Source organism: Saccharothrix sp. (assembly GCF_031180885.1).
Lineage (GTDB): Bacteria > Actinomycetota > Actinomycetes > Mycobacteriales > Pseudonocardiaceae > Actinosynnema.
Window position 1 is genome coordinate 107,416 of the sequence record NZ_JAPSLK010000023.1, and the last position, 6,070, is coordinate 113,485.

General features: G+C 72.5%; 5 protein-coding genes and 1 pseudogene. 2 read left to right on the top strand and 4 right to left on the bottom strand.

What is annotated here, in order from left to right; translation table 11 throughout:
• Positions 1–51 precede the first annotated feature (51 nt).
• Entirely contained in the window at positions 52–1,152 is a 1,101-nt protein-coding gene (locus RIN75_RS24740; RefSeq protein ID WP_309114395.1) for a hypothetical protein, read from the top strand.
• A gap of 48 nt (positions 1,153–1,200) precedes the next feature.
• Here RIN75_RS24740 and RIN75_RS24745 read toward each other — a convergent pair whose 3' ends face one another.
• The 4 genes from RIN75_RS24745 to RIN75_RS24760 all read right to left on the bottom strand — a co-directional run bounded on the left by RIN75_RS24745 (position 1,201) and on the right by RIN75_RS24760 (position 5,199).
• A complete protein-coding gene (locus RIN75_RS24745; RefSeq protein ID WP_309114396.1) occupies positions 1,201–2,586 on the bottom strand; it encodes a vanadium-dependent haloperoxidase in 1,386 nt (461 codons plus the stop codon).
• A 388-nt stretch (positions 2,587–2,974) separates the two neighbouring features.
• On the bottom strand, positions 2,975–3,628 hold the full coding sequence (locus tag RIN75_RS24750; protein WP_309114397.1) for a LuxR C-terminal-related transcriptional regulator: 654 nt from the start codon (positions 3,626–3,628) through the stop codon (positions 2,975–2,977).
• A gap of 108 nt (positions 3,629–3,736) precedes the next feature.
• The gene (locus tag RIN75_RS24755; RefSeq protein ID WP_309114398.1) at positions 3,737–4,609 is read right to left on the bottom strand and encodes a cytochrome c biogenesis protein CcdA; all 873 of its coding nucleotides are present in this window, start codon (positions 4,607–4,609) and stop codon (positions 3,737–3,739) included.
• Positions 4,609–5,199, bottom strand: coding sequence for a redoxin domain-containing protein (locus RIN75_RS24760; protein WP_309114399.1), 591 nt, complete (start codon positions 5,197–5,199; stop codon positions 4,609–4,611). Before RIN75_RS24760 ends, RIN75_RS24755 begins: the two co-directional genes overlap by 1 nt.
• A gap of 623 nt (positions 5,200–5,822) precedes the next feature.
• Between RIN75_RS24760 and RIN75_RS24765 the strand changes: the two are divergent.
• A pseudogene (locus RIN75_RS24765) lies at positions 5,823–6,070 on the top strand (hypothetical protein); the annotation flags it as partial.

Consider the following 6,070-nt stretch of genomic DNA (forward strand, 5'->3'; position numbering starts at 1 on the left):
CACCCGCGCCCCGCCACACTCGGTCCGAGCCGGGTGACGGGAGGTAATCGGGTGAACACGAGGTGGCGCACCGCGTTGACCGCGAGCGCGCTGGTCGTGCTGACGGCGGGCACCGCCGCGGCGGACGACGGGACCGGGTGGGAGCGGGTCGCGGCGCCGGACTCGGGGCTGGAGTACCTGCTCGAGGACGTGTCGGCCACCGGGCCGGACACCGCGTACGCCGTGGGGTTCACGGAGGTCGGCGGCGGGTTGGTCGTGCTGCGGTGGGACGGGGTCGAGTGGGCTTCGGAAAGCGGTTTCCCCGCCACCGCGTACTCGACGCTGCGGGGCGTGCACGCGCGGGGCGACCGGGTGTTCGCGGCCGGCCAGGACTACGTCGACGGCGTCGCCCGGCCGCTGCTGCTGACCCGCAACGGCGGGTGGAGCAAGGCCCTGGGGACCACGCCGGCCGGTGACCAGGGCCGGTTCACCGACGTGGTGGCGGTGTCCGACACGACCGCGTGGGCCGTCGGGCACGAGGGCTCGGGCCTGGTCGAACGCCCGGTCGCGCACCGGTGGAACGGCACGGCGTTGCAGCGCTTCGCCCTCCCGGCCGCGGGCAGCTACGCCAAGGCCGAGGCGGTCGCCGGGTCGGCGCAGATCTGGGCGGTGGGCACGGAAGGCGGGCTCGCCGGCGCGCAGTCCCGGGGCCTGTCCTGGCGTTGGAACGGCACGGGCTGGACCGCCGTCCCGGTGCCGGCCTTCGGAGCGCACCAGGTGGAGCTGACCGACGTCGTGGTCACCGACCGGCAGGTGTGGGCCGTCGGCCGGGCGGACGCGCAACCGTTGGTGCTGCGGTGGAACGGCGTCGCGTGGGACCGCGCGGCACTGCCGACCGCGTTCGCGCCGACGCGCATCAACGCCGCCGCGGACGACGGTCGGGGCGGCCTGTGGGTGGCGGGCGAGGCCCGCGCCGGGCGGGACGCGACCCCGTTGCTGGCCCGGTACGACGGCTCGTGGCGGCCGGCGACGCTCTCGGCGGACCTGTCCCACACCGCGTTGCGCGGCGTCACCCAGGTGCCGGGCACGGCCACCACGTGGGCGGTCGGCAGGCACTTCCGCAGCGGCACGTACTGCTCCGGCTGCCGTGCCTCCATCGCGACCAACGGCTGACGCCGCGAGTGGCGGGCTTCCCCCGAACGGGAAGCCCGCCACCGCGCGTCAGGCGATGAACCGGACGCAGGAGTTGCTGATCCAGCCCTTCTGGCCCTTCAGGAAACCGCTGTCCACGGTGACGTACTGCGCCACGCCGTCACTGCTGGCGAAGTGCACCTGCAGCGCGGTGTCCCGGTTCGGCGAGGCGTGGTAGTCCTTCAGGGTCCCGTTGCTGAAGGTCTTGTAGAGGTCGCCGAAGGAGCAGCCGACCACGCCGGGCGTCGCCGCGCCCGCGACCCGCACGAACCGCACCGCCGCGCTCTCGGCCATCGACTTGCCCGATGAAACGCCGTAGTCGCCGTCGAACTGGAAGTGCACGCCCAGGTAGATCCGGCTGCGCGCGTTCTCCACCGCCGCGGCGGTGAAGCTGGTGAACGTGCGCGTCACACCCTGCGCGAACGGGTCGTCGGTGGTGGCGGTGAAGGTGATGTCGTCGGTGCCGAAGAACGACTTCATCGCGCCCGCCCACGCGCCGCCGAAGGTGGCGTGACCGGAGGTGTAGGCCGGGAACGGCGGCGAGAACGGCGTGCCGTCGCGGTGCTTCGACAGCGGACGCCAGTTCGGGTCCGGGTCGGTGGCCGCGTTGCCGTCGGTGTCGGCGAGCTGGACGGCCGTCTCGGGCCGCCACAGGTCGAGGTCGGTCTGGTACTTGCGGTCCCAGGCCACGATCCCCGCGTCGCCCATCGCCAGGGCGACCAGTGCGAACAGGCGCGCCTTCTCGGCCAGGCCCAGGCCGCGCTGGTTGGCGACGATCTGGGTGTGCGCGAACAGCTGGCCCGGAGGCTTGTAGGTGCCGTCCAGGTCGTTGGCCCAGAAGTGCGCGATCTGGGTCTGCTCGGCGGTGCGCGTGGTGGAGTTGACGCTGCCCAGGCTCTTGACCTCGTTGAGCTGCGCGGCGTATTCCGGGCCGGCCAGCAGCGAGGTCATCGACGAGTAGCCGGCCGGGTGCTGCGGCCGGTACTGGGTCGCCGAGGTCATGGTGAACGGCTTGACCTTGCCCCAGTTCGGGGTCGCCGCGTCACCGGAGCCGGTCGGCCGCCAGTGGCCGGGCGCGGTGTTCACCGGGTACGCCGTGGTGTCCCCGGAGCCGTCGTTGGTGCGGTTGGCCACGATCGCCGCGGCGGCGGCCTTGCCCAGACCGGTGCCGTTGCCGGTGTCGGACCCCGCGCCCGCCAAGGCCCCGGCGAGTTCGTCGGAGAAGTCCTGGCCGGGGAACGCCGCCACCAGCGCGTCGTGCGCGGCGTGGGCGACGGCGTGGCGCACCGACGCGGTCGGCGCTTCGGCCTTGTAGACGTAGGGCTGCCCCGTGCTGGTGATGGAGTTGACCGCGTCGTAGATCGCGGCGTGCACCATCGCGCCGCCTCTGGCCAGCGGACCGGGTGCTCCGCCCACGGCTTTGTAGGTTTCCAGCAGGACGTCGTTCCAGTACAGGACCGGGTCGCTCGCGGGTGCCGCCGAAGCGGGCTGGACCAGCCCGCCGAGGGTGCCCCCCCACCGTCAACGTCGTCACGGCCAGCAGGCCGAGGCGTCGTCGTGCCGTCATCCGGCTCATCTCGCTCCTTGGTGTCGCCATTGGTGTCGCCATCCCCCTCCTCCCCGCCCGCGTCCCGCGCCCGGCGGAGGAGAGCGGCGGTGCCCGCCGCGCGAACGATCATCGGTTCGGCCGGCGGGGCCGGGGAGGGGAGAAGCGGACACGACCGGAACCGGACAGACGCTGAGAACCGCGTGCCAGCAACAAAAAAGGGGATGCCCGGTTGGGCATCCCCTGTTGCGGTCGGACTCAGACCCAGCCGAGCCGGGTCGCGGCGACTCCCAGCGACAGCCGGTTCGTGGCGCCCACCCGCGCCGCGAGCCGTTCCATGTGCCGCCGCACCGAACGCGTGCTCAGCCCGAGCATCCGGGCGATCGTGTCGTCCTTGAACCCGTTGGCCGCCAGCCGCACTATCCGTTGCTGCACGGCGGAAAGACCGTCGGCCGGGGTGCGGTCACCGTCCCCGAGCGGCACCGCGTCCGTCCACAGGGCGTCGAAGTACGCGGCCGTCAACGCGACCAGTTCCGGCGCCCGCACCACCACCGCCCCCGCCGGACCCGACCGCAGCACCGCAACGTCGTCGACCACCAGAAGTCCCGTGGCCGGGCGGTTGCGCAGCACCCGCACCTCCTCGACGCCCTGCGCGAGCGACGTGGCCGTGTTGTCGTCCAAGGCGTTCGCGGTGTAGATCGTGCGCCGGCGCACCCCGACGAGGCCCCAGTCGTCCGGGTGGTGTCCCGGCTGGTCGTCCACGGACAGCAGCCGGGCCTCCACGTGGGCGTTGCGCAGCAGTCCGCGTTCCAACCGGTCGATCTCGGCGCGGTCGGTCACGCCGCGCGCGGCGTGGTGCGACGGTCTCGTGCAGTGGCATCTCAGGTACGGCGGCAGCAGTTCTCGCGACAATTTCGCACCCCCATGATCAACCCCCGGCGCCCCTTTCCCCAGCAGTGGCGCGTGATCGAAATCCTAGGTGCGACAACGCTTGCCGTCCACATTCAGTCTATTGTGGACTTACAAATCGCTTTCGGGGTCGGCGGCTCGCGCGCCGGCCTTGCGGCGGGCCGTCACGACACCCGCCGCGACCAGCAGCGCGAGCACGGCGACGAACGGCCACGGACCGACCGCGGTGACCGCGTCGACCAGCGCGCCCTGCACGACCCCGGCGAAGTCGACGACCGGGTCCGCCGGATCGGCCTCGCCGAAGAACAACCGCAATTCGTAAACGCCGTAGTACGCAACGTAAAGACCGACGACGGTGAGCAGCACCCCGCCGATGCGGGATATGCGCGGCAGCAACGTCCGTGCGCGGGTGGCGAGGACGTTGTCGGTCAACGTCGCGCCGACCGCGAGCACGCCGACGACCAGGCCCATGCCCAGCGCGTAGGCGAGGAACGCCCCCACGCCCTCGACGAAGCTCGCACCGCTCAGCGTGGTGCCGACGACGGCGAGGAACGGGCCGATGGTGCACGACAGCGAGGCGATGGCGTAGGCGATGCCGTACCCGAACATCGAGCCCAGACGTGCGGTCGGCGCGCCCTTGGTCGGTTTCGGCACCATCAGGTTGATCGTCTTGCCCGCCACCAGAAGGAGCCCGAACACTACCAGTGCCGCGCCGATCACAACCGTGATGAACGGCAGGTACCGCTGCACAGAGGCCGCCACAGGGGCGATCGCCAGCCCGAAGACCCCGAACACCACCACGAACCCGGCCGTCATGACCCCCGCGGCCGCCAACGCCCGCCCAACTCTGCCTTTCGCTCCCGCTTCCCCTTGCACTTCTCCTTGCACCACAAGGGCCAGGTAGGCCGGGAGCATCGCAAACCCACACGGGTTCACCGTCGCCACCATGCCCGCGACGAGCGCAAGCAGCAGACCCTCGGTCATCACGCCCCCGCGAGTGCCGCGACCCGCTCCCGGAGCTTTTGTTCGCTCAGCTGGCTGGTCTCCACCTCGACCTTGCCGTCCCGGCTGATGAACGCGTACGCGGGCTGCGCGGTGACGCCGAACCGCTTCCACACCGCACTGTCGAGATCCGCGAGGTGCTGGAACCCGCCCAGCCCGAACCGTTGCACGAAGTCCCGCATCGCCGGTTCCTTGTCGAGGGCGGCGACCCCCAGGAACGTGACTTGGCCGTTGTCCTTGGCCGCCGAAGCCATCCCCGGCGCTTCCCGCTGACACTTGGGACACCAGGGGGCCCAGAACCACAGCACGGCGGGCTTGCCGGCGAGGCTCTCACCGGAGAAGGCGGCGCCGTCGACGGTCTTGGCGTTGAACCGGAGTTGGTCGGGGACGGTCGCCGCCGGGGCGGACGTGGTGGCCCCGGGACTCGCGGCGGAGGTCTGGGTCGTCGTGGCAGTCGTGGTCGCGGCGGTGGACGCACCACCCCCGGCGGACGGCGACCCACACCCCGCCACGGCGAGCAGGACGAGAGCGGGCAGGGCGGTGCGGCGCATGGACGAGCTGCGGGAGATCACGTCCCGATCATGCCGCAGTGTCCGGATCAACGACCACCAGATCACTCATTACGAAACCCTGACATGCACCCACCACCACCCCAACCAGCCAACCCACCCGCCACCACGACCACCCCACCCCCGCCGGCTCCTACCTGCACCCCCGCCCCGACTCACCCCAGCCGCCCGCTCCCCGCCCTGCCCCCACCCGTCCCGACCCGGCGCACCCCGCCCAACCCACGCCAGAAGCCACTCACACGCCCGAGCTAATCTCCACTTCCACTCCGCTCGAAGAACCCCTATAACCTGCACAAACGGGTCGCTCGGCAGATGCACCCAATCGAGCGACATGCGAAATCCGCAACTTTCCGCCCTCTCGCGCGATTCCGTAATAAGGAACGGCGGACACCACGGCACACAAGGACCCGACACGCCCCCACCGCAGCCGCCACGGCACGGGCCCAGCCCGACCAGGCTCAGCCCGACCAGGCTCAGCCCGACGCGGGCGGCACGGCACGGGCGGCTCGACCCGGGTAGCTCGGCCGGCACGGCCGACACGGCGCGGGGTGGCCAGCTGGGCGCGGGGTGGCTAGGGCCTGCGTCGCCCCGACGCGGCTGCGCGGCCCGGCGCGGCGCAGCCTTGCATGGCCCTACTCGGCGCGGGTGACCCCGCACGGCTCGGCGGGGGTGGCCCGGCTCAGCGGGGCTCGGGCCAACTCGGCTCGGCTGGGCCGGGCTGGGCGGGGCCGGGCCGGGCTGGGCTGGGCTGGGCCGGGCTCGGCTGGGCTGGGCTGGGCGGGGCCGGGCTCGGCTGGGCTCGGCTGGGCTGGGCGGGGCCGGGATGGGCTGGGCTGGGCTGGGCTGGGCGGGGCCGGGCTCGGCTGGGCTCGGC